25 protein-coding genes are annotated in these 26,527 nt (G+C 67.7%); 11 read left to right on the forward strand and 14 right to left on the reverse strand.

Annotated elements, in window-relative coordinates; genetic code table 11:
* The 5 genes from VFG33_RS25720 to VFG33_RS25740 all read right to left on the reverse strand — a co-directional run.
* Positions 1–640: DUF2785 domain-containing protein (locus VFG33_RS25720; protein WP_325055524.1), on the reverse strand; the 640-nt coding region annotated here is incomplete at its 3' end.
* A gap of 187 nt (positions 641–827) precedes the next feature.
* On the reverse strand, positions 828–1,592 hold the full coding sequence (locus VFG33_RS25725; protein WP_325055525.1) for an ABC transporter permease: 765 nt from the start codon (positions 1,590–1,592) through the stop codon (positions 828–830).
* Between the two features lies 1 nt (position 1,593).
* On the reverse strand, positions 1,594–2,598 hold the full coding sequence (locus VFG33_RS25730; protein ID WP_325055526.1) for an ABC transporter ATP-binding protein: 1,005 nt from the start codon (positions 2,596–2,598) through the stop codon (positions 1,594–1,596).
* A 390-nt stretch (positions 2,599–2,988) separates the two neighbouring features.
* Complete coding sequence (locus tag VFG33_RS25735; RefSeq protein WP_325055527.1) at positions 2,989–5,295, reverse strand: sodium-translocating pyrophosphatase; 2,307 nt, start codon at positions 5,293–5,295, stop codon at positions 2,989–2,991.
* Positions 5,296–5,505: 210 nt separating this feature from the next.
* Complete coding sequence (locus VFG33_RS25740; RefSeq protein WP_524538150.1) at positions 5,506–5,865, reverse strand: STAS domain-containing protein; 360 nt, start codon at positions 5,863–5,865, stop codon at positions 5,506–5,508.
* Between the two features lie 174 nt (positions 5,866–6,039).
* Between VFG33_RS25740 and sftH the strand changes: the two genes are divergently transcribed.
* The 9 genes from sftH (at position 6,040) to VFG33_RS25785 (ending at position 16,906) form a co-directional block, all read left to right on the forward strand.
* Entirely contained in the window at positions 6,040–8,346 is a 2,307-nt protein-coding gene (gene sftH, locus VFG33_RS25745) for a DNA 3'-5' helicase SftH (protein WP_325055528.1), read from the forward strand.
* Between the two features lie 39 nt (positions 8,347–8,385).
* Positions 8,386–8,844 (forward strand): hypothetical protein, encoded by a 459-nt coding sequence (locus tag VFG33_RS25750; protein ID WP_325055529.1) that lies wholly within the window; start codon positions 8,386–8,388, stop codon positions 8,842–8,844.
* A 367-nt stretch (positions 8,845–9,211) separates the two neighbouring features.
* Positions 9,212–9,970 (forward strand): ricin-type beta-trefoil lectin domain protein, encoded by a 759-nt coding sequence (locus VFG33_RS25755; protein ID WP_325055530.1) that lies wholly within the window; start codon positions 9,212–9,214, stop codon positions 9,968–9,970.
* A gap of 531 nt (positions 9,971–10,501) precedes the next feature.
* The gene (locus VFG33_RS25760; RefSeq protein ID WP_325055531.1) at positions 10,502–11,929 is read left to right on the forward strand and encodes an extracellular solute-binding protein; all 1,428 of its coding nucleotides are present in this window, start codon (positions 10,502–10,504) and stop codon (positions 11,927–11,929) included.
* Positions 11,929–12,852, forward strand: coding sequence for a carbohydrate ABC transporter permease (locus VFG33_RS25765; RefSeq protein WP_325055532.1), 924 nt, complete (start codon positions 11,929–11,931; stop codon positions 12,850–12,852). Before VFG33_RS25760 ends, VFG33_RS25765 begins: the two co-directional genes overlap by 1 nt.
* On the forward strand, positions 12,849–13,670 hold the full coding sequence (locus VFG33_RS25770; protein WP_325055533.1) for a carbohydrate ABC transporter permease: 822 nt from the start codon (positions 12,849–12,851) through the stop codon (positions 13,668–13,670). The genes VFG33_RS25765 and VFG33_RS25770 overlap by 4 nt, the downstream gene beginning before the upstream one ends.
* A gap of 40 nt (positions 13,671–13,710) precedes the next feature.
* Entirely contained in the window at positions 13,711–14,820 is a 1,110-nt protein-coding gene (locus VFG33_RS25775; RefSeq protein WP_325055534.1) for an ABC transporter ATP-binding protein, read from the forward strand.
* Positions 14,820–16,070: a CehA/McbA family metallohydrolase gene (locus tag VFG33_RS25780; RefSeq protein ID WP_325055535.1), complete on the forward strand. Its 1,251-nt coding sequence runs from the start codon at positions 14,820–14,822 to the stop codon at positions 16,068–16,070. Before VFG33_RS25775 ends, VFG33_RS25780 begins: the two co-directional genes overlap by 1 nt.
* A gap of 215 nt (positions 16,071–16,285) precedes the next feature.
* Positions 16,286–16,906, forward strand: coding sequence for a response regulator (locus VFG33_RS25785; RefSeq protein ID WP_325055536.1), 621 nt, complete (start codon positions 16,286–16,288; stop codon positions 16,904–16,906).
* A 19-nt stretch (positions 16,907–16,925) separates the two neighbouring features.
* Here VFG33_RS25785 and VFG33_RS25790 read toward each other — a convergent pair whose 3' ends face one another.
* The 5 genes from VFG33_RS25790 to VFG33_RS25810 form a co-directional block, all read right to left on the reverse strand.
* Entirely contained in the window at positions 16,926–17,411 is a 486-nt protein-coding gene (locus tag VFG33_RS25790; RefSeq protein ID WP_325055537.1) for a hypothetical protein, read from the reverse strand.
* Positions 17,401–17,811 carry an Rv3654c family TadE-like protein gene (locus VFG33_RS25795; RefSeq protein WP_325055538.1) on the reverse strand — a complete coding sequence of 137 codons (411 nt, stop codon included), beginning with the start codon at positions 17,809–17,811 and terminating at the stop codon, positions 17,401–17,403. The genes VFG33_RS25790 and VFG33_RS25795 overlap by 11 nt, the downstream gene beginning before the upstream one ends.
* Complete coding sequence (locus tag VFG33_RS25800; RefSeq protein WP_325055539.1) at positions 17,808–18,203, reverse strand: TadE family type IV pilus minor pilin; 396 nt, start codon at positions 18,201–18,203, stop codon at positions 17,808–17,810. The genes VFG33_RS25795 and VFG33_RS25800 overlap by 4 nt, the downstream gene beginning before the upstream one ends.
* A 75-nt stretch (positions 18,204–18,278) precedes the next feature.
* Positions 18,279–18,518 carry a DUF4244 domain-containing protein gene (locus VFG33_RS25805; protein WP_325055540.1) on the reverse strand — a complete coding sequence of 80 codons (240 nt, stop codon included), beginning with the start codon at positions 18,516–18,518 and terminating at the stop codon, positions 18,279–18,281.
* Between the two features lie 120 nt (positions 18,519–18,638).
* Positions 18,639–19,469, reverse strand: coding sequence for an aldo/keto reductase (locus VFG33_RS25810; protein WP_325055541.1), 831 nt, complete (start codon positions 19,467–19,469; stop codon positions 18,639–18,641).
* Between the two features lie 95 nt (positions 19,470–19,564).
* Here VFG33_RS25810 and VFG33_RS25815 point away from each other — a divergent pair, with 95 nt between their 5' ends.
* Positions 19,565–20,644, forward strand: a complete 1,080-nt coding sequence (locus VFG33_RS25815; RefSeq protein WP_325055542.1) for an ArsR/SmtB family transcription factor — start codon at positions 19,565–19,567, stop codon at positions 20,642–20,644.
* On the opposite strand, the gene VFG33_RS25820 is transcribed toward VFG33_RS25815, so the two are convergent.
* The 4 genes from VFG33_RS25820 to ssd all read right to left on the reverse strand — a co-directional run bounded on the left by VFG33_RS25820 (position 20,637) and on the right by ssd (position 24,607).
* Positions 20,637–21,080, reverse strand: coding sequence for a type II secretion system F family protein (locus tag VFG33_RS25820; RefSeq protein WP_325055548.1), 444 nt, complete (start codon positions 21,078–21,080; stop codon positions 20,637–20,639). The genes VFG33_RS25815 and VFG33_RS25820 overlap by 8 nt on opposite strands.
* 331 nt (positions 21,081–21,411) lie before the next feature.
* Positions 21,412–22,371, reverse strand: coding sequence for a type II secretion system F family protein (locus tag VFG33_RS25825; protein ID WP_325055543.1), 960 nt, complete (start codon positions 22,369–22,371; stop codon positions 21,412–21,414).
* A complete protein-coding gene (locus tag VFG33_RS25830; RefSeq protein WP_325055544.1) occupies positions 22,368–23,525 on the reverse strand; it encodes a TadA family conjugal transfer-associated ATPase in 1,158 nt (385 codons plus the stop codon). Before VFG33_RS25830 ends, VFG33_RS25825 begins: the two co-directional genes overlap by 4 nt.
* Entirely contained in the window at positions 23,522–24,607 is a 1,086-nt protein-coding gene (gene ssd, locus VFG33_RS25835; protein ID WP_325055545.1) for a septum site-determining protein Ssd, read from the reverse strand. The genes VFG33_RS25830 and ssd overlap by 4 nt, the downstream gene beginning before the upstream one ends.
* Before the next feature lie 226 nt (positions 24,608–24,833).
* Here ssd and VFG33_RS25840 point away from each other — a divergent pair.
* The coding region (locus VFG33_RS25840) for a glycosyl hydrolase family 18 protein (RefSeq protein ID WP_325055546.1) at positions 24,834–26,527 on the forward strand (1,694 nt) is incomplete at its 3' end.

The raw sequence follows: 26,527 nt of genomic DNA on the forward strand, positions 1-26,527 counted from the left end.
CGAACTCTGCCCGGAAGCCGTCGGTCGGCGCGACCGCCAGCGCCCGGGCGGCGGGATCGAGCCACTCGGTCGCGTCCGCCTCGGTCAGGCTGGACCGGGTCAGGGTGGCCGCCAGGGCGTAGCCGAGGCGGTCGTCCTCGAGGTCCCGGAACACGTGATCGGTCGGGGTGAGCAGGCGGCCGATGCCGAGCCGCAGCATCTCCACCGGCTCGACCGCCGAGTCCAGCCCGAGGCTGCCGAGCAGGTCGGCCCCGTGCGCGACCGCGTGCAGCCAGCCGAGCTTCTCGTCGTAGCCGCGGAGATCCTCCTCGGCGACGTACCAGCGCTCGAAGGGAGGGACCCAGCTGGGCTCGACGAACCCGGCGGAGACGATCGCGTCCAGGATCAGCGGCGCGACCGTCCGGGCCTGGACCTCGGGGTCGCCGAACCTGGCGACCATCCCGTCCCCCAGGGCGCGCAACAGGTCCGGGCCGAGCATGCCACGACGGATCCAGGTCCGCAGGACGGCGTACGCCTGTCCGTCGCGGACGACCGGGTCAGGAGACCGCAACATCGCCGAGAGTTCGGCGACCAACTCAGCCTGAGGGCGGTCGGACGGTACGGCGAAGTCGGCGGAGCGCACCTGGGCCCAGTCGGTCATGCACGGCACGGTAGACCGTCAGGAGGGTCGCTGCCACCCGACTGCTCAGTAGGTCCACAGACCAAAGAGGAAACGGCCCGTGGCACATCCGGCGTACCGGATATCCCACGGGCCGTAGCGGCCAGGACCCCTCAGCCCGACCGGGCCTCGCACCGCCGGGCAGACGAGCCACCCGGCGGTCGTCTCATCAGGCGTCGCGCTTGCTCGCGGAGTACAGCGCGATGGCCATCAGGCCGGCTGCCCAGGCTGCGAAGTAGAGCAGCGCAAACCAGGGGGACAAGGCGAACTGGCTGCCCCCCGCGTCGGACCCGGCCAGCCCGAAGTCCTGGCCCTGGTTCAGGAACGAACTCCCGTTGGCGAACGGCGACCACCTCGCCATGTCGTCGCCGACCTTCGGGATCAGGTTGAACAGGTTCTCCACCAGCAACGGCCAGAGGATCAGGATCGCGATCGCCCCGGCGCTCTGGCGGATCAGGATGCCGATCGCCACCGCGATCACCGCTGACAGCGCGAAGATCAGGCCCTGACCCGCCAGCAGCCGCCACTTGGCACCGGTGTCGATGGCCAGGTCGCCCCCGCTGACGAAGAGGTTGCCGATCCCCCACGCGCCGAACGACGCGATCAGGCCGACCACACCGGCCAGGAAGGCGACGACCGCGGTCTTGCCGAGCAGCAGCGCGGCCCGCTGCGGCACCGCCTGGAAGCTGGTGCGGATGGTCCCGAACCGGTACTCGGTGGTGACGGCGAGGGCCGCCATCACCATCATCACCATCTGGCTGAGCTGGGCTCCGGGCTGGGTGATGAAGATCGTCGCCTGCTGCTCGTCCTCGGCGTTGAGGAACCCCGTGGTCAGGGCGGCGAAGCCGATGGTCAGGAAGGCCGCGACCACCATGCACCACCACGGCGAGCGGGTGGAGAAGAGCTTGATGCGCTCGACTGTGATCACCGACATGTCAGTTGTCCTCCTTCGGCCCGGCGGCCACCTCGGCGCCGGAGACCGGCGGAACGGCGGTGGGATCCACGACCGCCGCGATCTCGTCGTGTGCGTGGTACTGGACCGAGTCGCCGGTCATCTGCATGAACGCCTGCTCCAGCGAGCCGCGCTGCAGTGACAGTTCGTGCAGCACGATGCCCTCGGCCGCCGCGGTCTCGCCGATCTTGTCGGTGGTCGTGTCGCCCTCGACGATCAGCGCCTGGCCGCCCTGCTCCTCCAGCTCCTCGACCCGGGTCACCAGGCTCTGCCGCTGCAGGATCTCCTGCAGCTTCGGGAGCTGGGGGCTGCGGACCTTGACCGTCGTACCGCTCGCACGGTCGACGAACTCGTTCGTGGTGCTCTGGGCGATCAGCTTGCCGCGGCCGATCACGATCAGCTCTTCGGCGGTCAGCGCCATCTCCGACAGCAGGTGGCTGGAGACCAGGACCGTCCGGCCCTCGTCGGCCAGCCGGTGCATGAAGGTCCGGATCCAGACGATGCCCTCGGGGTCGAGGCCGTTCACCGGCTCGTCGAAGAGCAGGATCTCCGGGTCGCCGAGCAGTGCGCCGGCGATGCCGAGGCGCTGCGACATACCCAGCGAGTAAGCACCGGCACGCTTGCCGGCGACCGAGGTCAGACCCACCATCTCCAGCACCCTGTCCACGCTGGACTTGGGCAGCTTGTTCGACGCCGCCATCCAGGCCAGGTGAGCGCGGGCGGACCGGTTCGGGTGCACCCACTTGGCGTCCAGCAGGGCGCCGATCTTGGTCAGCGGCTGCCGCAGGTCGCGGTAGTGCTGGCCGTCGATGCTGACATCGCCCGCGGTGGGGGTGTCGAGACCGAGGATCATCCGCATGGTGGTCGACTTGCCGGCCCCGTTCGGGCCGAGGAAGCCGGTCACCTTGCCGGGTTTGACCTCGAAGGACAGGTTGTCAACGGCAACGGTTGCGCCGTATCGCTTGGTGAGGCCTTTTGCCTCGATCATCGCCGTACTCCTCGTTCGGTGGCGCGCCAGTGAAACTGCGGGCGGGCTTCGCTATCAGTATCGGGGCCCGCCCGGGTCATCACATCGGACCCCGGGCGGATCCGGTGTGTCCACCTCTGGGTGGATTCTGTCGTGTGGGCGTCAAAGGGTGCCATCGGTTAACTCCCTGACCCTCCCCCCGAGCATCCCCCAGTCCTACCGGCCGCACATCCACCGAAAGTTGGCGGCTGATCGACCAAAGGGTCTATCCCTTGTAGACAAGCGGAATTCTTCTGGTGGTGACTGTCAGGTGGCGGTCGGTGCCAGAAAAACGCCGGGCCCGCCGGATGATCCGGCGGGCCCGACGACTGTTTGTTTCAGGCGGTTCGCGCCTTCAAGCTCTGTTCACCTTCAGGCGGCGCTGTTCACCTCGGCCGGGGTGTCGGAGATGACCGACTCCCGGCGCTTGGAGACGACCACGGCCGCGACGATGATGGCCAGGGCGACGACCGCGATGATGATGCGCAGCGGCGTGTTGGTGTCCTCACCGATCGACGACATCCCGACCACGGCCGGGGCGATCAGCACCGAGACCAGGTTCATCACCTTGATCAGCGGGTTGATGGCCGGACCGGCGGTGTCCTTGAACGGGTCGCCCACGGTGTCACCGATGATGGTGGCCTCGTGCGCCGGCGAACCCTTGCCGCCGTGGTTGCCGTCCTCGACCAGCTTCTTCGCGTTGTCCCAGGCGCCACCGGAGTTGGCCAGGAAGACCGCCATCAGGGTGCCGCTGGCGATCGCGCCGGCCAGGTAGCCGGCCAGCGCCGAGGCACCCAGACCGAAACCGACGGCGATCGGGGCCGCGATCGCGAGCAGACCTGGCGTCGCCAGCTCCCGCAGCGAGTCACGGGTGCAGATGTCGACGACCTTGCCGTACTCCGGCTTGCCGGTGCCCTCCATGATCCCCGGGATGTCGCGGAACTGGCGACGTACCTCGTAGACGACCGCACCGGCGGCGCGGCCGACGGCGCTGATCAGCAGTCCGGAGAACATGAAGACGACGGCCGCACCGATGATCAGGCCGACCAGCGTGGACGGGTCGAACACGAGTGCGTCCACGTTGAACGCGGCGTCGCCGGCGTCGTTCAGGACCGCGTAGATCGAGTCCGTGTAGGAACCGAACAGCGCGGTCGCCGCGAGCACCGCGGTGGCGATCGCGATGCCCTTGGTGATCGCCTTGGTGGTGTTGCCGACGGCGTCCAGCTCGGTCAGGATCTGGGCCGCTTCGCCGTCCACGTCGCCGGACATCTCGGCGATGCCCTGGGCGTTGTCGGAGACCGGGCCGAAGGTGTCCATCGCGACGATGACACCGACGGTGGTGAGCAGACCACAACCGGCCAGTGCGATCGCGAACAGTGCGACGACTCCCGAGCCACCGACCAGGAAGGCGCCGTACACGGCGGCCGCGATCACCAGTGCGGTGTAGACGGCCGACTCGAAGCCGACCGAGATACCGGACAGGATCACGGTCGCGGCACCGGTCAGCGAGGTCTTGCCGACATCCTGGACCGGCTTGTCCTCGGTTCCGGTGAAGTAGCCGGTCAGGGCCAGGATGACCGCGGCCAGCACGATGCCGATGATCACCGAGACGGTCGCGATGACCCGGGGGTCGCCGTCGTTGGCGGCGATCGCGTCGGTCGCACCCGTCAGGTCGCTGAAGCTGCCCGGCAGATAGACGAACGCGGCGATCGTACAGAGCACCGCGGAGATCAGGGCCGAGATGTAGAAGGCCCGGTTGATCGTGCGCAGACCGTTCTCACCGGCCCGCGGACGGGTCAGGTAGACGCCGACGACCGCGGTGACGGCACCGATGGCCGGCACGATCAGCGGGAAGACGAGGCCCTGCTCACCGAAGGCGGCCTTGCCGAGGATCAGCGAGGCGACCAGCATGACGGCGTACGACTCGAACAGATCGGCGGCCATACCGGCGCAGTCACCGACGTTGTCGCCCACGTTGTCGGCGATGGTCGCCGCGTTCCGGGGGTCGTCCTCGGGGATGTTCTGCTCGACCTTGCCGACCAGGTCGGCACCGACATCGGCGGCCTTGGTGAAGATACCGCCGCCGACGCGCATGAACATGGCGAGCATGGCGGCACCGAAACCGAAGCCCTCGAGCACGGTCGGGGCGTCACCCTTGAAGATCAGCACCACCAGGGCAGCGCCGAACAGGCCGAGGCCCACGGTCGCCATGCCGACGGTGCCACCGGTGCGGAAGGCGACGCGCATGGCAGGTTCGCGACCCTCGGACCGGGCAGCAGCGGCGACGCGGACATTCGCGCGGGTCGCCAGCCACATGCCCAGGTACCCGATGGTGGCGGAGAAGCCCGCACCGATCAGGAAGAAGATCGACCGGAAGATCTTCAGCGTGGTCTCGTTGTCACCGTCGCTGTGCACCGGCAGCAGGAACAGCAGCAGGAAGGCCACCACGGCGAAGACCGACAGCGTCTTGAACTGTCGGGACAGATAGGCGGATGCGCCCTCCTGCACCGCCAACGCGATGGTCTTCATATTCTCGGTGCCATCGTTCGCGGCAAGCACCTGACCGCGGAACACCATCGCGATGGCGACCGCGAAGATCGCGATCACTCCGACGACGATGACCAGCGTGGTGTTGCTCGACGAAAGATCCACCGCTTGTACAGCAAGCGACGCGGACATCCGTCCTCCTTGTTGGCAACCCCTCAGGGCTTGACGGCCCCCGTACTGCCGCAACCAAGGGGTTGGGAAAAATACGACACAGCGCCAATGACCTGGCGCGGTGGGTCACTCTAACGGGTCTTGGACCAGACCTGACGACAGGGTGGTCTACGTCATACCGGCGGCGGACGGCAAGCGCCTCACCCTCCGTAGCCGCCGTCTTCACCTGGGTCAGATCGCCGAGGCCACGTCCGGATGGATCTCGAAGACCTTGGTCAGGCCGGTGATCCGGAAGATCTTCAGCAACCGCTCCTGAGTGCAGACCAACGACAGCGACCCGTCGTGGGTGCGCACCCGTTTCAGCCCGCCGACCAGGACACCGAGCCCGGTGGAGTCCAGGAACTCCACTCTTTCCAGGTCGATGACCAGGTCGTACTGCCCCGCATCGACCAGCGAGACGATGGTCTCGCGCAGCTTCGGTGCGGTGTAGACGTCGATCTCCCCACCCACTTCGACGACGGTGCGTCCGCCCTCCGGGCGCGTCGTCAGCGACAGATCCACTTCGGCCTCCGATCCCGTGAACTGTTGCATTCAACCATGTACGGACCGTGAGTAGGGCCCTGTTCGAAACTCTTTCATCCCGGCTCATCCCCCGTCGACCTGGCCCGAGGAAAAGCCGCGTGCATCCGCAGTTGCACTCGCTTTCCGCATCCGCGTGTGCACTCACGGACGCACTCTGTCCTAGGTCTTCATTAGTCTCGCTGTATGAGTGAGGCGGCGTTGGTGCTCAAGCGGCTCGCTGCCGGTCCGGGCCGCGCCGAGCGACTCACGCATGTGGAGTCCGTCCCACCCCGGCTCGGGAAGACAGGCACTTGGCCACGCTGGGTCCCTGCAGAAGTGCTCAGCCAACTGGCCGATGCCGGCATCACCGCGCCGTGGAGCCACCAGGTCGCCACTGCCGAGGCCGCCTACAGCGGCAAGCACGTCGTGGTTGCCACCGGTACTGCATCCGGGAAATCCCTGGGCTATCTACTACCCGCCTTCGCCACGTTGAGCATCGCCCAGGCGGCATCACCTCACCGGCGTACGGCATCTGTCTTGTATTTGTCACCGACGAAGGCTCTGGCGCATGACCAGTTGCGTGCGGTCTCGGCGTACTCGGTGCCTGGGCTCCGTCCGACGACGCTGGACGGCGACTCGGAGCGGACGGAGCGGGACTGGGCGAAGGAGCACGCCACCTACATCCTCAGCAACCCGGACATGCTGCACCGATCCGTCCTGCCGAACCACCAGCGCTGGGCCCGGTTCCTGGGCTGCCTGCAGTACGTCGTGGTCGACGAGTGTCATCACTACCGAGGCGTGTTCGGCGCCCACGTCGCAGGCGTGCTCCGGCGGCTCCGCCGGGTGTGCGCGCAGTACGGCGCGCACCCGATCTTCGTCTGCGCCTCCGCGACGGTCGCCGAGCCTGCGGTCTCCGGGCAGCGGCTGACGGGTCTGCCGATGGTCGAGGTCCTCGAGGACGGTTCCCCCAGGGGCGGCATCTCCTTCGGCCTCTGGGAACCTCCCCTGACCTCCCTCACCGGCGAGAACGGAGCCCCCGTGCGCCGGTCCGCCACGGCTGAGGTCGCGGACCTGCTGACGGACCTGGTGATTTCCGGCGTCCGGACCGTGGCGTTCGTCCGGTCCCGGCGCGGAGCGGAGACAGTCGCGCTGACAGCCCGGGACAACCTTGCCGAGGTGGATCCAGCTCTCGCCAACCAGGTATCGGCGTACCGGGCCGGCTATCTGCCGGAGGAACGCAGGCGGCTCGAGGGGATGCTGCAGAGCGGTGAACTCACCGGGGTTGCTGCCACCAACGCACTGGAGCTGGGGATCGATATCGCCGGACTGGACGCTGTCCTGTTGTCCGGCTGGCCTGGGACGCGGGCATCGCTCTGGCAACAGGCCGGACGGGCCGGGCGCTCCGGTGGCGACGCATTGGCCTTGCTGGTGGCTCGGGATGATCCGCTGGACACGTACTTGGTCCGGCACCCGCAAGCGATCTTCGGGCGGCCTGTCGAAGCGACTGTGTTCAACCCGGAGAACCCCTACGTGCTGGGACCACAGCTGTGCGCGGCCGCGCAGGAGCTGCCACTGACACCCGCCGACTACGAGATCTTCGGCGTGACCACCGAGAGGGTGATCGCCCAGCTGGTCAAGCAGGGTCTGCTGAGGGAGCGGCCGCACGGGTGGTTCTGGACGCGGCGCGACCGGGCGGTCGACGCGATCGACATCCGCTCTGCCGGTGGTAAGACGGTGCAGATCGTCGAGGACCTGACCGGGCGCCTGCTGGGCACGGTCGACGGCGGCTCGGCCCATGCGAGCGTGCATGCCGGGGCTGTCTATGTGCACGCCGGCGAGTCGTACCTGGTTCGCTCACTCGACCTGGAGAACCACGCCGCGATCGTCGAGCAGGCCTCGCCCGACTACACCACCTTCGCCCGGGACGTCACCGAGATCAGCATCCTGGCCACCGAGGACACCACGGCCTGGGGCGCCGCGGAGCTCTGCCGGGGATGGGTCCAGGTGACGAACCAGGTGATCTCGTTCCAGCGGAAGCAGTTGGTCACGGGCGACGTCCTGGATGAGCAGCCGCTGGACCTGCCCGAGCGGAAGCTGCGGACCAAGGCCGTGTGGTGGACCGTGCCGGATCACCTGGTCGCCGGGCTCGGGCTGGACGACGTACCAGGAGCAGCCCACGCGGCCGAGCACGCCTCGATCGGACTGCTGCCGCTGTTCGCCACTTGCGACCGCTGGGACATCGGCGGCGTCTCCACGGCCAAGCACGCGGACACCGGCCGCCTCACCGTCTTCGTGTACGACGGGCACCCGGGCGGGGCGGGATTCGCGGAACACGGGTACGCCGCCGCGCGCGAGTGGTTGACCGCGACCCGGGAGGCGATCGCACACTGTGAATGCACAGAGGGGTGCCCTTCGTGCGTACAGTCGCCCAAATGTGGGAACCAGAACAACCCACTCGACAAAAGCGGCGCGGTGGCGCTGCTCGCAGCTCTCCTCGGCAGTGAGGCCTGAACGTTCCAGCAGTCGCTGCTGGAAGAAAGGCAGCAAATCATGGTCGTTCTCGGAATCGTCCTGATCGTCCTCGCCGTCGTCTTCGGTCTGGGCGTCTCGGTCTCCTCCAGCGACTCGACCACCCTCGAGGTGTTCGGGGTCGACTTCGGCGTGATCGTGCCGACGGTGTTCTTCCTGGGCGCCGCGGCGGGCGTCGCCCTGATCGCCGGTCTTTGGTTGACGAAGAAGGGACTTGGCCGCGGCTACCGCCGGCACAAGGAGGTCAGGGAACTCCGCCAGCAGGCCGCGGCATCCCCGGTCCCCTCGTCCACCGAGGTCGACGTCGCGGACGGCCGTTCAGCCGACGCCCCGGCCGGCGAGCCGACGCCGGTCGCCGACGACGACCGGGTCGCGACGGCCCGCGAACGGCTGCGGACCGGCGAAGGCACCGCCGAGGACCGGCTCGCGACCGAACGCCATACTGTTGCCGATGGCACCGAAAACAAGCAGCCACACTGAGTATCTCGATCCGGGTACAGCCAGTACACAGCCACAGCACGGGGACGGCGCATCCGGATTTCGATGCCCTCCGCAACAATCTCGGATTGGCAGTTAGTTGCCAATGGCATCAAGTTCCACCGGTTGACCGTAACCACCTCCGACGCACCTGTGCATTACTGGTCGTGGCGTCAACGTCGCGTTGAGTCACTGTCGGCCTTCCGGGCCACACCGCCTCCTCACGGGGGATCGACCCGCACCGCACCCCCAGCGCAAGGGGTGGGTTCGCGGCTCCCCGGAGTACCGGCCTGCTCGACGCGATGGGGTCCCGACGACCTGACGCCGCGAGATGGCACGACCTCTGGAGGTTGTCTTGATCATCCGTAGATTGTTGAGTCGCACCGGTGTGGCGGTTCTCGCCGTCAGCGTCGCTCTGGCCACAGCCGTTCCCGCACAGGCCGCGGTGCCGGCACCCGAGCCGGTAGCGGTCAGCCAGCCGGGCGTCGAGGTGGGTGTGGCGAAGCAGATCGCGAGCCGCGCCGACACGCGCTACTGCCTCACCTTCGTCGCGGCCGAGAAGGTCCCGATGGGCGTGATGATGGCCTGCGCACCAGGCAAGGAAGGCCGGACCCAGCAGTGGGTCTACACCGAGTCCGGCCAGCTGCAGGTCGCGATGAGCAAGAGCGTCGGTGGCGCCCTTGCCGAGACCGGAGCCTGCCTGGACACCGGCGCGGACCTGGTCAAAACCCCGGCCGATGCGCCGGTACTGGTCCTGCCCTGCCGCGAAGGTGACGGACAGACGTGGACCTACGACGAGGCGGACGGCACGTTCGTCAACGCCGCGAACGGACTCGCACTGAGCTCGCTGATGGGCAAGGGCAAGTCCAAGCAGGCCCAGCCGACCGGCATCCAGTCGGCCGCCGGGTCGCCGACCCAGGGCTGGAGCGCACTGCCGCTGCCGGGCCTGGACATCCTGGGTGCGGTTCTGGCACTCGTGAACGCGCTGCTGGCTTCACTGGGCCTGGCCCTGCCACTGCCGATCGCGAAGGCCGCTTCCAGCCTGCTGGAACTGGTCCGGGGCAAGACCCCGGTCCCGAGCCAGATCTCGGTGCTGCCGAAGCAGATGATGCAGTTGGCCCAGCGCTGACGAAGCAGGACCACGCACCAACAACGACCGGCCCCGACGATGTCGGGGCCGGTCGCTTTTCTCTCTCTTCGGCTTGGTGAAGTCACGCGGTTTCCGCTGCTTGCGCGTCAGCGGAGGCCTTCAGTCACCGCCGCGCCTCACCACCAGCAGTTGTGCCAGTGGTGCCAGTGGTGGTGCCAACCGAGAAGGTCACCGAGAAGGTCGCCGAGCATGTCCGTCACCTCCGATCCAGTGATCGATCGACGCTGACGCTACTCCGCCCAATCACGGTCTGTATCTAGGCAGATACTTCTTGTGATGGAACTGCGAGTTAGCTTTAACTATTCCGCAAAGCTTGCCGCCCGCATCGAACTTGACGGGAGGTCGGCTTGCTGCGATAAGGGGCTGTCGGCCCCGATCACCGTACGCAGTGGCCACGGGCCTCCCGTGACAACGTTTTCCTACGCTCCGACCAAAAGTCTTCACATAGTCGTTTCCGAGTGCCAAGGTGGACCGGCACTGGCTGCACTGACCCCGCAAGGAGCTCCCCTGATGCGACGAATCTCGCGCATGTCCCGGCTGGCCGTTCTCGGCTCGGCCGCCCTCGTCCTGCTGACCGGTTGTCTGGGGTCGTCGGACTCCGACAGCGGCGACCAGGACGCGAACCGCAACGCCGACGCCAAGACGGTCGAGCTGACGATCGGCTCGAACTCCGTGAAGGGCGGCAAGAACAGCGCCGGCGCCACCTGGACGCAGGACGTGCTGATCCCGAAGTTCGTCGAGGCGCAGAAGGCCAAGGGCGTGGACGTCACGGTGAAGTTCCAGGGTGACGGCTCCGACGACGAGGTCTACAAGCAGAAGCTGTCCCTGGACCTGTCGAACAAGTCCGGTCCGGACCTGATCAACATCGACGGCATCTGGGTCGGCGAGTTCGCCCAGGCCGGCTACATCAAGCCGCTGACCGACACCGTCGGCGACGCCGCGAAGGTGGACGGCTGGGACGGCTGGACGCAGATCCCCGAGTCGGTCCAGCAGCTCGGCATGTTCGACGGCAAGCGGTACGGCGTCCCGGGCGGCAGTGACGGCCGGGTGCTCTACTTCAACAAGAAGCTGTTCACCCAGGCCGGACTGCCGGCCGACTGGCAGCCGCAGTCCTGGGACGACATCACCAAGGCGGCCCAGGCCCTGAAGAAGCTGCCGGGTGTCACCCCGGTGCAGATCAACGCCGGTACGGCGATGGGCGAGGCGACCACCATGCAGGGCGTACTGCCGCTGCTGGTCGGCACGGGTGCCACCATCAACACCGACGGCAAGTGGCTCGGCAACAGCACCCAGATCCGTCAGGTGCTGGACTTCTACAAGAGCATCTACGGCGGCGGTCTCGGTGACCCCGTGCTGCAGCGCGAGGCCAAGGGCCGGGACAAGTCGTTCGCCGAGTTCGCCGCGAACAAGATCGGCATCCTGCTCGAGGGCGACTACTTCTGGCGCAGCGTGGTCGAGCCCAAGGAGGGTGTCGCCAAGATGGCCGACCGCGACACCGCTGTCGGCTACGCGCTGATCCCCGCGAGCAAGCCTGGCGGTGGCATCAAGGGCCAGAACTTCGTCTCGATGTCCGGTGGCGGGGCGGTCGCGATCAACCCGAACACGAAGTTCCCGCAGCAGGCCTGGGAGTTGCTGCAGTTCATGAACTCGGCCGAGATGGTCGAGTCCTCCCTGGACGGTGCCGCCAAGATCACCCAGCGGACGGACGTCAACGCCAAGGTCCTGGCCGGTGACCCGATGCTGAACTTCGTCGCGACCAAGGTGCTGCCGATCACGCAGTACCGGCCGGGTCTGGCGGAGTACCCGAAGATCTCCGCCGCGCTGCAGCAGGCCACCGCGGACGTGGTGGGCGGTAAGTCCACGGACGCCGCCGCGAAGACCTACGAGACCGCTGTCGAGGCTGCTGCCGGCAGCAAGGACAAGGTCACCAGCAACTGATGGCGACCACGACAGGACCCGCGCCGGTGAAGCCGGCGCGGGTACGTGGTCCGGCCCAGGACGTCGCCGGGCTGGGCGTCACCCGCGCCCTCGGCTTCCTGGCGCCGGCCCTGTTGCTGATCGGGGCCTTCCTGGTCTTCCCGGCGATCTGGACCATCTACATCGGCATCACGAACTACAGGTTGACCGGACTCGAGGCCGCCTCCCCGTCGATCGTGGGGTTGTCGAACTACACGAAGGCCCTGAACGACGCCCTGTTCCACAACGCGCTCTGGCTGACCCTGCTGTTCGTCCTCGGCTCGGCGATCATCGGGCAGAACATCCTCGGTTTCGCACTGGCCTGGACGATGCGCCGGGCCCGGCCCGCTGTTCGCCGTACGGTCGAGGCCCTGGTCCTGCTCGCTTGGATCCTGCCGTCGACGGTGGTGGCGTACCTGTGGATCGCCTTCTTCGACCGGGACACCGGCACGCTGAACAGCATCCTCGGTACGCAGGGCACGGCCTGGCTGATCGACTACCCGATGGTCTGCCTGATCTTGTTCAACACCTGGCGCGGTACGGCGTTCTCGATGATGTTGTACTCGTCCGCGCTGCAGGCGGTGCCGCCGTCACAACTGGAGTCGGCCCGGATGGTCGGGGCGTCCGGCTGGCAGACCTTGCGCGACGTGGTCTTCCCGCACATCCGCGGGCACGTGCTGACCAACACGCTGCTGATCTCGCTGTGGACCGCGAACGACTTCTCGCCGTTCCTGCTCACCAAGGGCGGACCGAACCACGAGTCCGAGACGGTGCCCGTCTACATCTACAACGTGGCGTTGCAGGGCGGTGAGCTCGGCTACTCGTCGGCGATCTCGTTCCTGCTGCTGCTGGTGAACCTGCTGGTCGCGCTGCTCTACCTGCGGCTGCTGAGGAAGCGCTCATGACGCCGACCTACGTCGTACGCCGGATCGGCTTCTACACGCTGATCTGTGCGATCACGCTGTTCTTCGCGGTACCGATGCTGTGGATCGCCTCGGCTCCGTTCGACGCCAACCCCGGACTCGGCGTGCACTGGCCGGACTGGACGCTGGAGAACTTTCGCAAGACGTTCTCGCATCCGTACGCGATGCATTCGATGGTGAACTCGCTGCTGATCTGCGTGACCACCGCGGTGGCGGTGACGGCCTTTGCCGCACTGGCGAGCTACGCGCTGTCGCGGGTGCGGATCCCTGGCCGCGACGCGTTGCTCTACGGGCTGCTGCTGTTGTCCTCGGTGGTCACCGGGACCGCCGCGATGGTGCCGATCTTCGTGATGATGTTCCAGCTCGGGCTGATCGACTCGCGGTTCGGGGTCGCGCTGGTGATGACCGGTGGCCTGTTGCCGGCGGCGATCTTCATCCTGAAGGACTTCGTCGACGCGGTGCCGAAGTCGTACGAGGAGTCGGCGCGGGTGTTCGGCGCGTCCACCCTGCAGATCCTGCGGGATGTCGTGATCCCGGTGGCCCGGCCGGGGCTGGCGACCATCATGGTCTGGGCGTTCGTGAACTCCTGGGGCAACTTCCTGGTGCCCTTCCTGCTGATCCGTTCGATCGAGAAGCAGCCGGGGCCGGTGCTGATGCAGACCTTCACCGACGAGGGTGGCAGCGTCAACCTGCAGATCCTGCCGGTCTTCGCCCTGCTGTTCTCGATCCCGGTCGTCGTGCTGTATCTGCTGGTGAACTCGCGGTACGGGTTCCGCTTTCACGGAGGGATCAAAAGTTGAGGCACGAAGGGATGCTGAGTCAAGGAGGGTTCGAGAGCTGATGGCGGGTATCGACATCGACGGCCTGGCGACCGTCTACCCGAACGGCGTGCGCGCCGTCGACGGGCTGGACCTGAGCGTGGCCGACGGCGAGTTCTTCGCCCTGCTCGGTCCGTCCGGTTGCGGCAAGACCACGCTGCTGCGGACCATCGCGGGTCTGGAGAACGCGACCGAGGGGACCGTCCGGATCGACTCCGCCGACGTGACCCGGCTCGAACCGGGCAAGCGTGGCGTCGCCATGGTCTTCCAGGACTACGCCTTGTTCCCGCACATGACGGTCTCGGAGAACATCACCTACCCGTTGAAGGTCCGCCGCGTCGCGGCATCAACCCGTACTGCGACAGCGGAACGAACGGCCGGTGAACTCTCACTGCAGGGGTTGCTCGAGCGCAGGCCCGGGCAGCTCTCCGGAGGTCAGCAGCAGCGGGTCGCGCTGGCCCGGGCGATCGCGTCCGAGGGCAAGGTGCTGCTGCTCGACGAGCCGTTGTCCAACCTGGACGCGCGGCTCCGGCTGGAAGCCCGGACGTTCCTGAAGAAGCTGCAACGGGATCTCGGCATCACCACCGTCTTCGTCACCCACGACCAGGCCGAGGCGCTGGCCCTGGCCGACCGGATCGCGGTGATGCAGGCCGGGAAGCTGCGGCAACTCGGCAGCCCACGGGAGGTCTTCGCCCGGCCGACGAACACCTTCGTGGCGAACTTCATCGGGTCGACGCCGATGAATCTGCTGGACGGGTCCGTCGCCGCCGGCTCGGTCTCGGCGTCCGGTAGTGCGGTCTCGGTGCCGGGTGGTTCGTTGCCTGCGGCCACTGGTTCCGTACCGGCCGGGGCGGACGTGACGGTCGGCATCCGGCCGGAGTACCTGACGCTGTCGACCCGGGACGTGGACGGTCCCTCGATCCGTGGCACCGTGGTGGTGGCGGAGAACCTCGGCACCTCGTCGCTGGTATCGGTCGACTGCGGCGGCACGCTGATCGGCGTCACCGTGCCCGAGGAAGACGAACCGGCAGCCGGTACTCCGGTGGTCCTGACCGCGCCCGAGCAGCGGGTGCTGCTCTACGACAAGGAGTCCGGCGAACTGCTCGCCCGCCAACCCACCGCTGTCGCCTGATGGCCGTCACGACCTACACCCAGCGGTGGACCCTCGACGACCGGGCGGAGTCGGTCTGGCACTCGCTGCCGGTCGACGTGCCACCCGGGTGTGCCGGGCTGTCCGTCACCTTGACTGTGCCGCCGGTCGAGGATGCCGTGATCGACCTCGGCTGCGAGGGTGCGAACGGCTGGCGCGGATGGTCCGGCGGTGCCCGGCAGGCGTTTGCGATCACTCCTGAGGCTGCCACACCGGGGTACCTCGCTGGCGATTTGGAGCCGGGCACATGGTGGGTGGTGATCGGATTGCACCGGGTGCCGGTCGAGGGCGTTGAACTGGTCGTCGAGGCGAGCACTGGACCCGTGTCCGAGATCCCCGGACTGTCGGAGTACATCGCCGCGACGGACGCTGTCGCAGTACCGGCTCGGCCGCCGCGGCGCTCGCTGCCGGCTGCGGACGGGTTGCGATGGGTGGCGGCAGACTTCCATGCCCACTCGCTGCACTCTGACGGATCGACCCCGGTGGCGAACCTCGCGGCGCTCGGCGTGGCTGCCGGGTTGGACCTGCTGGCCGTCACCGATCACAACACGGTGTCGCATCACCTCGAACTGCCTGCCGTCGGCAAGCGCTTCGGGATCGGACTGCTGCCGGGTCAGGAGGTGACCACGGAGTCGGGACATGCGAACGCGTTCGGCGCCATCGGCGCGATCGACTTCCGCCGCCCGGCCGCCACCTGGGTCGCCGAGGTCTCCGCGCGAGGTGGGTTGCTGTCGATCAACCATCCGCTCGGTGGTGACTGTTCCTGGCGGCAGCCGTTGCCTTCCCATCCAGGTCTGGCCGAGGTCTGGCACTCGTCGTGGCTCGACCGTCGTTGGGGCGGACCGATCGCCTGGTGGCAGGCCTGGGGCCTCGGTACGACGACCCCGATCGGTGGCAGCGACTGGCATAACCCGTCCTCGCTGACTCCGCCGGGCACGCCGACCACCTGGATCGCGGTCGACGCCGCTGCCGAGGGTGCCGATGAACTCCCAGCAGCCGTGATGGCAGGTCTGGCCGCCGGGCGCACCGCGATCTCCGCCGGCTACAACGAACCCGTTCTGCTCCGTAATGACAACGAATTCGTCGCCCTGGGCGCCCCGAACACCGTGCTCATCGCCCCTGACGGCGCTCGCCGACCGGTCCGGACTTCGGCCGAGACGCTGCCCGTCACCCAGCCCGGCGGTCACGTCCTCGTCGACCACACCGGCCGTTTCATCGCCCTCTCCTCCTGACACAGGCGGGCAGTTTGGTCGGCGCGTTGGGGCGATCGGATTCGGCGGGGTGAGCGTTGGTTCGGTACGGTCGCGATCTGGTCGCAATCTGGTAGAGATACCGCGTTGATGTGGACGGCATGTGACGTGTGCCTCCATGATCTGGAACCGAAGTCCTGCCCATCTCCTCCCGGACGCACTTCCCCGGCGCCCGGACGGCCATCCCGGAGGCTCGTTTGCCCGACCGCATCCGGCTGTTGCTGGTCGACGACCAGATCCTCAGCCGAGGCGTCCTCAGAAGCGGTCTGGAACGCGAACGAGACCTGGAGGTCGTCGCCGAACTCAAGCGCACCGACGACGTGGTGGCCGCCGCCAAGCGGTACCGGGCCAACGTCGCGCTGCTGGATGCGGGCGGACCGGGCTACGACAGCATCAACGTGACCACCGAACTGCGGACCCTGATGCCGGAGTGCCGCGTCGTCATGCTCACCACCTACGGCCGCCCCGGCCATCTCCGTCGCGGCCTGGAAGCCGGCGCCAAAGGCTTCGCCCTGAAAGGCGGCCCCGCCCCCCAGCTCGCCGACGCCGTACGCCGGGTCCACCTCGGACTCCGGGTCGTCGACGCCAACCTGGCCGCGGAGACCCTGCTGTATGTCGACACCCCTCTGACCACTGGCGAAACGGACACCCTCCGAGCCGCCCGCGACGGTGGTTCGGTCGCCACCATGGCACAGAAGCTGGCCGTCTCCGAACGCCTGGTCCGAACCCGCCTCTGGTCAGCCATCGGCAAAACCGGCGCTCGCACCCGAGCCGATGCCATCACCATCGCCGAACGCAACGGCTGGCTCTACGACTGACCGCGCGCGGTCAGTCGGGCTATTCGTCGAGGTAGTTCCAGAGCCAGCGGGGGCCGACGGTCCGGGCGCCGTGCTCCTCGACCCGATCGCGGAGACCACGGTCGGCGGTGACAACGGTGATGGTCCGGTGCGAATCAGCAGCCACAGCCTCGGCAACCACCGCGACAATCGCGTCATCCCCCGACCCACTAGCCGCCACCACCCGAAGATCACCAAGCTCCGGATCCACCTCCCCTCCACCCGAACCCGCTGCCGACCCCGAGCCCCCGCGCGCGCCCGAAGCCGAGCCCGTGCCCGCTGCCGACCCCGCATCGAGCGCCGCGCGGGCCGCGCCCTCCAGGACGACCACCACCTCGGCTGGTTCGTCGAGCCGGAACTCGAGCTTGGTCAGCTTCACAAGCAGCCGGCGTGCAGCCCCGGCACGATCACGCCACCACCCATCAGGCCGCGACCCGACCACGTTGGCCGCATCCACCACGATCAACTGAACCCCGTCATCCGTCACCCACCCAGTCTCCACCTCCCCGCTCTCCACCTGTTTCACCTGTTCCGGCCCGCCTGTCGATCGGTCCGGCACGTGCTTCGGCCGTTGCTGCGGGCGAACCGATTGCGCCCAGCTCGAGCCGCACTGCCACCGTCACTGAGACGAGCTCGCCTTCAACTGCGCACTCTCGGAGTTCGACCTGCTGGTCCGCGGCGATGCGACGGGCCGACGCGCAGGGGTCGAATGCTCCTGACTGAACGGCTTGGGCTGCGCTGAGAGCAGCCAGGTCCGCGGCCGACGTTGCCCGATGGCTGCCCAACGACACCGCCGCCCACAACGCACCGACCAGCCCCGCGCCCAGCAGCAGAAGCGCCACCCCGACCGCCAGCAAGCTGGCGCTCCCACGCTCGTCGCTACTCATGGCGCTTGGGTTTCGGCGGGTTCGGCCTGGACGGTTGCGTGGCAGGTGATCGGGACTGTGGGAAAGCCGCCGAAGACAGCGGACTTCGGGTCGACCTTCGCAGTCACTATCACTCTGACGTCCGAGCCGTCGTGGCTGATCTCGATGGCAGCTCCCGACGGCGCCGCACGCAGTCCGAGTTGTTGAGCTGTCTCTGCGGACTCTCCTCTGGCCACGGCGCGGGCAGCATCGCGGGCTCCGTCCACACAACGGATGTTCGAGATCACCAGGCCGACCGCCCAGAGCCCGGCGACGATCGTTGCCATCAGCACCGGAAGGACCATCGCCAGTTCAACCGTGACCGTCCCGCCCTCGCACCGGCAGCTTCGTCGACGTAGTGATGAGAGCTTCATCGCTCCACCTCCTCTGCGGGGAGAGGCCCGGCCGAGGCCTGAGGGGTTGCCGCGGCCGGGCCTGCTCCGGCCGGATCAGACCTGGATGCCGTCCACGCCGGCGGCCTTCAGGGCGAAGTTGATGATCGCCTTCAGCACGTTCATCATCACGTCGGACTGCAGCAGGGCAGCGAGAATGCCGGCGAAACCACAGGCGCCGACGATGCTGACGGCGTACTCGGCGGTCGCCGCACCGCGCTCGGTGCGCTTGCGGATGCGGGTGTGGCGGGGCTTGAAGCCGGGAAAGGGGCGCGCGGGCACCAGCATCTTGGACATGTCGAACCTCCTGGTCTGCCGCACGGCTTCTCCGAGCGACTCACTGACAAGGTGCCGTCGTCAGAGCCCTTGTACAGAAGGAGTTTTCAACCTGGGGACAACTCTCGCCCCAGCTCGCTTTCAGCCGATAGCGGCCAGTCGTGCGAACTGAGATTCGGACAACCGGAGCCCCGCCGCCTCCGCGTTCTCGACCAAGTGCTGCTCCGAACTCGTCCCGGGAATCGGAACCACCACAGGTGATCTGTGCAGCAACCACGCCAGCGACACCTGCGCCGCCGTACCTCCGACCTCGGCCGCGATCGCTGCCAGCACCGGAGAATTGGCGTGGTCGCCACTGGCGATGGGAAGCCAAGGAATGAAGGCGATTCCTTCCTCGGCACAGTGGTCGAGAACGCCTTCGTGCTCTCGATCGGTGAGGTTGTAGCGGTTCTGCACGCTGACCACGTCGATCTGCCTGCGAGCCTCCTGCAACTGCGCGACCGTCACCTCCGACAGTCCAAGGTGCCGGACCTTCCCCTCGTCCTGCAGTTGCGCCAGCGCACCCAGCTGATCCGCCAACGGAACGGCTTTGTCGATGCGATGCAACTGGAGCAGATCGATCCGCTCAACCTTCAGTCGTCGCAAGCTCAGTTCAGTTGCCTGCCGCAGATACTCGGGCCTTCCCAGCGGAATCCACTCGCCCGGTGAAGGACGGGTATGCCCGATCTTGGTCGCGATCACCAACTCGTCGGCGTACGGGTGAAGAGCTTCGGCGAGCAACTCCTCGTTGGCGCCGATGCCATAGGCGTCCGCGGTATCGATGAAGTCGATGCCCAGCTCAACGGCCCGCCGCGCGACCCTCAGCGCCTCGGCTCGATCGGCTTGCGGCCGATAGCCGGTCAACCGCATCGCGCCGAAGCCCAGCCGGTGCACTTCCAGTTCGCCGATCTTCAGTGTCGATCGATAGTCCATCCTGACCGTTCCTCTCATCGGAACGGCCATCGTGCAGAGGACGGACCGCCGATCTGAAATGATTCAGGCTGAGCTAAATCGACGAGGACAGGCAGATGCTGACGATCACCTTCACAGTCGAGGACCTGGCCAGGACGCGGCTGGCGGTGTCGCCGCTGTGGGAGATCGTCGCGAGCATCCGGCTGCTGAGGACGCCACGCTCGCAGACGTTCCATCAGGAATGGGCACAGTTGACCAAGGCGCGGATCGACCGGGCCGGCGTCGACCTCGGCCTGCTCTTCGACCTGGTCGATCCACAGGTCTGGTACATGGCCGACTTCCTCACCCCACCCCCACGGAGCCCACTCCCCGATCTGACGGCGGATCTCAGCGCCCTACGCCGGGTCTCGGCAAGCCAGCTCCGCACCGACCTCGACGTACTGAGCTACGCGCGCAAGCACCCCATCGGCTCCCTGGCAGAGGCCTCGCTACCGCGGCGCCTTCGACCAGCCAGACCCGAGGACCTACCGTCCGCAGCCGTCGCCGACCTGTACTCCGATCCCGAAGCCGGCCTCGAACGTCTCGCCGAGCAACTGCAGACCTACTGGGAACTGGCGATCGCTCCACACTGGGGACGGATCCGCGCCCTGCTGGAAAGCGATCTGCTGTACCGCGGACGCCGGTTGGGGCAGGCGGGTCACACCGGGCTCTTCGAGGACCTCGCCGAGTCGGTGAAATGGCGGAACGGGTCCTTGTCCATCAAGCACCGCCGGTTCCACGGCGTCCGGAATCTGGCCGGCGAGGGGTTGCTGATGACGCCGTCCGCGTTCGTCTGGCCGACGGTCTTCTCGAGCACGATTCCGCCCTGGCAGCCCACGCTCACCTATCCCGCTCGTGGAGTCGCCACGCTGTGGGCCAACTCCTCGCGAACTGCCTCAGCCGGCATCGCCGGAGTACTGGGGCGGTCGCGGGCTGAACTGCTTGCCCAGCTGGATACACCGCGCTCCACCACAGAGCTGGCAACGCGCACCGGGATGTCCGCCGGTGGCGTATCGCAGCACCTGGGCACCCTCCGATCGGGAGGACTCGTCACTCCTCATCGGGTCGGCCGATCGGTTCTCTATGCCCGCACCGCCGTAGCGGAGGCACTCCTGGAAGCTGCGGATCGGCCCGAGGACGACCCGGCCCTCAGGTGAACTGATCGAGGAGGCCGGTCAGAGAACTGGCGATGGTCGGGATCACCCCCAGCAGGATGAAGGCCGGCAGGAAGCAGATGCCGAGGGGTAGGACCGAGGTGGTCTCTATGGTTCGGGCCTGTTCCTCGGCGCTCCAGCGACGAGCTAGGCGGGCGTCGCCGGCCAAGTGCTCGAGAGTTCTTGCGAGCGGTGTCCCCGAGCGGAGTGCTCGCTGAACGGCACGGGCCAGGCTCGCGCAGGCCGGTTCGGCAAGGACACCGGACCAGGCGTCGATCGGGTCAGTGCCCAGGTTCAGCCGATGCCCCACTTCGGCGAGTAGCTCGGCAAGAGGTCCGCTCAACGCTCTACTGACAGTGCCAACCGCGGCTTGTGGTGGGCGACCGGCGCGCAAGCAGGCCGCGAGCAGGTCAACCGCAAGCGGGAGATCCGCGACTATGCGCTCCGATCGCCTGCGGACCGCTGCCGGTTCGAGCCGACTCAAGACGACGGGGATTCCGAAGTACGCCAAGCCGCCAAGGCCCAACCCCCAGGGGAGGCCGAGCAAGAGGAGGCAGGCGACGGCTACGACTATGGCCGCCCTTCGGTGCAGTCGGCGTGCGGCCGGCGGCACCGGCTTGGCTTTGAGGCCGTCGGGAAGAGCCCATCGGCCCGCGATGAATCCACGGCGGCTGACCAAACGGCGCGGCCCTGGCCGACCGGGTAGCACGAACGCAACGGCCAGCGCAGCCGTCAAAGCCGACACGAGCGCGGAGGCCGCCGCAGACTGGTCAGTCATTGGGCGTGGACGCTAGGCGGTCGGTCCAGAGGAGGCCGGCAATCGCCAGCGACAGGCCCAGGAAGAGGCAGAGCCAACCGGGTGGGGTGGAGGTGAGGAAGGCGAGAGGGTCCGCGCCCAGGGCGTAGCCGAGTCCTGTGCCGAAGAGTGGAAGCACGGCCAGCAGACGTGCGGTCGCACGAGTGCTGGCGAGGTTCGTCGAGATCTGACGGCGGACTGACTCTTCCGCGCGGAGTGCCTCGGCCAGTCGTTCCACGATCGCGGCGAAGGCGGCGCCTGACTCATCGGCCACGCGCCAGGCTGCTGCCAGGGCTCGCAATCCCTCGGCTCCCGGTGGTTCGGTGGCGAGCTCCAGAACAGCCGGTACGTCGCCGCCGAGCCGTGCCGCGGCCGAGGCCACCTGCAACTCCGGACAGATCGTGGCGGCGCCCTCCAAAGCATCTCGCGGAGGACGGCCCGCAGCTAGTTCGGCTGCGAGAACATCGCAGGCCTCGATGATTCGCGAGCGCCGGGAGGCGGCATCGCGACGACGCCGAGACCTCACGCGCTGATGGACGACGACAGCGACGATCAACCCAACGGCCAGCACGGAGACAACCAACTGCGGACTGAGCGACAGCGCGACAACCACGGCGACGATCACGAGCGAAGCGAGCATCGCCAGCCGCCGCCCGGCGGATCGCGCTAGGTCCCCAGCACCACTGGACGGCAGTCGCCCGGCGGATCGCGCGAGTGCTGCATCAGCACCCGCCGTTCGTCGCGAGCCAGAGCGCACAAGCGTCGTGCGGCGGCGTGCATCGCCTGCCGCGGCGGCCAGGCGGTGGAGGCCTCGGCCGCGGCGCGGCAGTAGTGCGACGGCGACGACGAAGATCATCAGACCCGCGATCAGAGCCGGTGCCTCGCTTCCGGCGATCAGGGGTGGGGTGTCGCCTCCGGCGAAGACAGACTTCATGCGGCACCTGCGAGCAGCTTGGTGAAGCGGGTGGCGTTGTCTGTCAGTTCGACTTTGCCTCCAGGAGCGAAGCGCACGGCAGGCAACGTCACTACCAGCCCGTCCACCGCCCGTCCGACCACCCGGATCTCCGCGACCCGCCGCACTCCGTCCGGCCCGCGGACTAGGTGGATCACCGCATGCAACGCCGACGACAACTGACTGTGCAGCGCGTCTCGGCCCAACCCCGCAAGAGAACCCAGCGCCTCAAGCCGCGCCGGTACGTCGGACGCCGAGTTCGCGTGGACCGTCCCGCAGCCGCCCTCGTGCCCCGTGTTCAGTGCACTCAGCAGATCCACCACCTCAGCTCCCCGGACCTCTCCGACCACCAGCCGATCCGGCCGCATCCGCAACGCCTGCCGGACCAGCTCCCTCAACGTGATCTCGCCGGTTCCCTCCACGTTCGGCGGCCGCGCCTCCAAGCGGACGACATGCGGGTGGTCCGGCCGGAGCTCGCTAGCGTCCTCGACGACGACCATCCGCTCGGACCCGTCCACCAGGGACAGCAACGAATTCAGCAACGTCGTCTTCCCAGTACCGGTACCTCCGCTGATCAGGAAGGCCAGCCGGGCATCCAGCAGATCGCGTAGCACCGGGACCCCAGCAGCGGGCAGCGAACCGGCCGCCACCAGATCCTCCAACCCGAAGACCTTGCGCGACGGCACCCGCAACGACAGACAGGTCCCAGGCGCGGCGACCGGAGACAGCACGGCGTGAAAGCGAGTCCCATCAGGCAACCGGACATCGACATACGGGGTCGCGTCATCCAAACGACGACCTGCCGCAGCGGCGAGCCGAGTAGCCAACCGCCGTACTGCGGATTCGTCGCCGGTGCGCAACGTGATCCGCTCGAGGCCCGAACCGCGATCGACATAGACCTCGTTCGGTCCGTTCACCAGGATGTCGGTGATGCCTGGTTCCGAGAGCAACCCGTCCAGTGGGCCTGCACCGAGCGCCTCCCGGCGGAGAGCGGCAACCACCGCCAGCACAGTCGAATCGCCGAAGACGCCGCCATCCGCACGCAGCGCGGCCGCGACCCGGGCAGGTGTCGGCTCGGATCCCTGGGAGGCAAGGGTCCCCCGGACCCGTTCGAGGAGCTCGGCCGGGACGTTCATGCCGCCAGCGATTCGGACAGGCCGAACAAGTCCAGCAGATCGGTCGCGGTCCGCCCGAGTGCTCCTCGCGGCCGCGGATCGAAGCGCCCCTGGTCCATCAGCCCGCGGAGGTCGTCATCGAACGCCAACTTCGCCGCCAGCGGCAACTTCAGATGATCCGCCACGTCAACCGCCGACAGCCCACTGAGACCAGGCTCCCGAGCCACCACCCTCAGATCACCGGCAACCTGGCGCAGCGGGCCGACCAGTCGCGCGGCGGCGGCGCAGGACCGAACATCCCGTGGCACCACCACCAGCGTGGCGGTCGCCCGGACAAAGGCCTCCTCAGCCGCGGGATCGGCGCGCCGAGGGAGATCGACGACCACCAGATCACTGCTGCGTTGAGCGGCCCCGAGCACGGAGCGCATCGCCTCGGGCGGTAGCGAGGTCACCTCGGAGCGATCCCAGGACAGCACGGCAAGCCCTTCGACCAAGGGCAGCGCAGAACGCAAGGCGGCCGCGCTGACCCGCCCGGCCGCGTTCAGCAGTTCCGGCCATCGCGATCCCCGATCAGTTTCGTTGCCGAGGGCAAGGTCGATACCACCGCCCAGTGGATCGCCGTCGATCAACATCGTCCGGAGTCCCCGTCTACTGCCGGTCACCGCCACCGCCGCGGCCAGCGTGGTCGCCCCCGCGCCACCACACCCGCCGACGAAGGCCAGGGTGGTCGCGGCACGAACTCCACCGTCCAGCGTGTCGGCGAACTTGTCCCCGAGCGCCGCCTCTTCCCCGGGGAGCAGGAAGACACCCTCGGCGCCGATCGCCAGTGCGCGGCGGTAAAGCCCGGCGTCCTCGGCATCCACACCGGCCACGACGACCCCTGGGCGGCGTACGGGCTGGGTGCGGGCGAGAGGGTCGATGAAGTCCTGGCCGACCACCACCAGGGTGGCGGACTGCCAGCAGCGGCGCAGGCCGAGCAGGTCCCGCTCCACTCGCGGGGTCACCTCGGCGGCCGCGGCGAGGCGGAGCAGGTCGTCGAGCAGCATCTCGTCGGCCGTGGCCAGCAGCACTGGCGACGCCGGCAGCAAAGAAACGTTGTCCATGCCCTAGAAGGTGCCGTGCTTTCCGGGCCTGCCCGGAATGAGTCGAAACCCTGTGGACAAAGGGATCTGTCGGCTTTCCGTCAGCAGCGGTAATCCGCCAGTACGACCCCGCGACCAATCGGCGGCGACCGGCTACGGTTCCTTTCGAAGCGTCTTTAACTAAGTTTCACGCAGAACGCTTCGCGCTGGACACCCGTGCACTGATTCAGCCCCCGGAGGACCGCCCATGAGTCGACTGCGCACCCTCGCCACCCCGGCCATCGTCGCCGCCACCGCCCTCCTCGCCGCCGCCGGCCTGATCGCGACGGCCGGGCCGCCCCAACAGGCACAAGCGGCCACCAGCGGTGGCGTCAAGACGGCCTACTTCACCCAGTGGGGCATCTACGCGAACGCCTTCTATCCCAAGAACCTGATCACCACCGGCGCCGCCGGCAAGCTGGACTTCCTCAACTACGCGTTCGCCAACATCCACCCGACCAGTCACACCTGCTTCATGGCGAACCAGGCCGCCTCGCAGGACGAGAACAACCCGAACGCCGGCGACGGTGCGGGTGACGCGTTCGCCGACTACGGCAAGTCGTACGGCGCCGACATCAGCGTCGACGGTGTCGGTGACGTCTGGAACCAGCCGATCCAGGGCAACTTCAACCAGCTGAAGAAGCTGAAGGCGCAGCAGCCGAACCTGAAGATCCTGATCTCGATCGGCGGCTGGACCTACTCGAAGTACTTCTCCGACGCGGCCTCCACCGACGCCAAGCGCAAGGCCTTCGTCAGCTCCTGCGTGAACATGTTCCTCAAGGGCGACCTGCCGATGGTCGACGGCTTCGGTGGCCCGGGCAGCGCGGCCGGCATCTTCGACGGCATCGACATCGACTGGGAGTATCCCGGCTCGCCCAACGGCCACGTCGGCAATCACTACAGCGCAGCGGACAAGCAGAACTTTACCCTGCTGCTCGCCGAGCTCCGCGCCCAACTCAATGCCTATGGCAACCAGACCGGCAAGCGTTACTACCTCACCGCGGCGACCCCTGCCGGTCAGGACAAGATCGCCACCATCGAGACGGACAAGATCGGCCAGTACCTCGACTACAACAACGTGATGACGTACGACATGCACGGCGGGTTCGAGCCGACCGGGCCGACCAACTTCCAGGACCCGCTCTACCAGGCGCCGAACGACCCGAGCAACCCGATCCCGCCGGGCACGGCCAAGTACTCCGTCGATGGTGCCGTCAAGGCATGGACCACCGGCGACCCGGCGTACGGGATCCCCGGCGGCTTCCCGGCGAACAAGCTGACCATCGGCTATCCCTTCTACTACAGGGGATGGAAGGGTGTGCCGGCCACGGCCAACGGCAAGTACCAGACGGCCACGGCCCCGGCCGACGGCCACGCGCTGAGCGGCAACGTGCCGGGCGTCTCCTTCTACAAGGAACTCACCGGCTTCGTCGACAACCCGTCCATGACGTACTTCGACGATGCCAGCAAGTCGTCCTGGTTCTACAGCAACGGCACCTTCTGGACCGGTGACAACGCCAGGTCGATCAAGGAGAAGGCCGACTACGGCCACTGCCAGGGGCTGGCCGGCGCGATGATGTACAGCCTCGAGGCACTCGACCCGGGCGTCACGCTGTTCAACTCCGTGGTCAATTCCGTCAACGCGGACACCCCGGGCTGCAGCGGTCCCCCGCCCACCACGCCGCCGACCACCCCACCCACCACACCCCCGACCACGCCTCCCACGACACCGCCGACGACCCCTCCCACCACGCCGCCGACCACCCCTCCGACGGCAACCCCGTGGGCGCCGAACACGGCGTACGCGACGGGCTCGCTGGTGTCCTACAACGGCGTCACCTACCGGTGCATCCAGGGCCACACCTCGTTGACCGGCTGGGAACCGCCGAACGTCCCCGCGCT

Origin of the sequence: Kribbella sp. (genome assembly GCF_035687465.1) — a bacterium.
Classification (GTDB): Bacteria; Actinomycetota; Actinomycetes; order Propionibacteriales; family Kribbellaceae; genus Kribbella.